The sequence below is a fragment of the Streptomyces sp. WAC 04229 genome (assembly GCF_003947455.1).
Lineage (GTDB): Bacteria > Actinomycetota > Actinomycetes > Streptomycetales > Streptomycetaceae > Streptomyces.
Genome location: NZ_QHJH01000386.1, coordinates 1 through 1,598 on the forward strand (window position 1 = coordinate 1; position 1,598 = coordinate 1,598).

The 1,598-nt window shown below is 75.8% G+C and carries 2 protein-coding genes; one reads left to right on the forward strand and one right to left on the reverse strand.

The features are described from left to right. Positions 1-133: 133 nt before the first annotated feature. Positions 134-958 (forward strand): non-homologous end-joining DNA ligase, encoded by an 825-nt coding sequence (ligD, locus tag DMH12_RS38395; RefSeq protein ID WP_260474506.1) that lies wholly within the window; start codon positions 134-136, stop codon positions 956-958. 34 nt (positions 959-992) lie between these two features. On the opposite strand, the gene DMH12_RS38400 is transcribed toward ligD, so the two are convergent. Next, on the reverse strand, positions 993-1,598 hold a 606-nt coding region (locus tag DMH12_RS38400), incomplete at its 5' end, for a nuclease-related domain-containing protein (RefSeq protein ID WP_148107609.1).

A 1,598-nucleotide genomic window follows, 5' to 3' on the forward strand; every position in this document is an offset into this window, starting at 1 on the left:
TGTCGGGCGCGCTTGCGCCACGTGCCTGTGCCTGAAGCACGGTATGTTTTTTAACGCTCCAACGGCCCCCGAGGTCTGCACGGAGTAGGTCGTCGGCAGGGTCGGATGTGTGTAAGAGGCAGATCTGGAGAAGGTGCTGTATCCCGCGTCCGGCTTCACCAAGGGCGAGCTGCTGCACTACTACGCGACGACCGCCGGGGTGCTGCTGCCGCATCTGCGGGACCGCGCGGTCTCCTTCCTGCGGTACCCCGACGGTCCGGACGGCCAGCTGTTCTTCACCAAGAACGTGCCGCCGGGTACGCCCGACTGGGTCACCACGGCCGAGGTCCCCCGCTCGGAGGGGCCCGCCCGGATGGTGCTGGTGCAGGATCTGCCGAGCCTGATGTGGGCGGCGAACCTGGTGACCGAGTTCCACACGCACCAGTGGACCGCCGACGACCCCGGCGAGGCCGACCGGCTGGTGTTCGACCTCGACCCCGGTCCGCCCGCGACGGTGGTGCAGTGCTGCGAGGTGGCCCGGTGGCTGCGGGAGCGGCTGGCGGCGGACGGGATCGAGGCGTTCGCCAAGACGTCGGGGGCCAAGGGGCTGCACCTGCTGGCGGGGGGGCGGGGGGCGCCCTCGGAGCGGGTGTCGGAGTACGCGAAGGCGCTCGCCGTGGAGGCCGAGCGGGCGCTGCCCCGGCTGGTGGTGCACCGGATGACGCGCAGCCTGCGGCCGGGGAAGGTGTTCGTGGACTGGAGCCAGAACGCCGCCCGCAAGACCACGGCCGCCCCGTACACGGTGCGGGCCCGCCCCGAGCCGGCGGTCTCCACGCCGGTGACGTGGGACGAGGTGGCGGGCTGCCGGCGGGCGGCGGAGTTGGTGTTCCGTGCGGAGGACCTCGGGCCGCGGGTACGGGACCACGGCGACCTGCTGGCGCCGCTGCTCGACCGGCGCCGGGCGGCGGCCCTGCCGTAGGCCACCGGGACCCGGCAGGATCCGGACGGCGTCCTCAGAGGCGCGCCCAGGTGGCGCGGTCGCGGGCCAGGGAGTGCAGGGCCTCCACGTCCGCCGGTTTGAGCACCCCGCCCCGGCGGGCCAGGTCGGGCAGCTCCCGGTCGGTGAGGACGCGGGCCGCGCGCGGTGGCGCCGTGACGGTCACCTGGGCCGGGTCGACGAGGACGAGGACGGCGCGGACTTCGGCCGTCAGCGCGTGGGAGGCCCGTTCGGCGTCGGCGCGGACCCTGCGCAGCAGCGGGCGTGGTTCCCGGCGGCCCAGCGCGACCAGGGGATCGCCGACGTGCACCCGCCGACCGCGGGCGGGCAGCACGTGCAGCGCGAAGAGCCCGCCGGGGCCGATCAGCAGGTGGTGGACGCGGTCGCCGCCGGGCAGCGGCACGGAGTGCAGGGTGCGCCAGCCGGCGCCGTCGAGGCGGTCGAGGGCCGTCCCCGTCGCGTGCTCGGCCGCCAGGGCCCGGCGGCGCGGGTCGGGGCGCAGCCGGTGCGCGGGGCCGGGGTCGCGTTCCAGGGCGACCAGCAGCGCCTCGCCGGGCCGGTTGGGGGCGAGGTCGTCGTCCGGGTGGAGGGAGAGCCGGGCCAGTTCGGCCGGGGTCGGGAC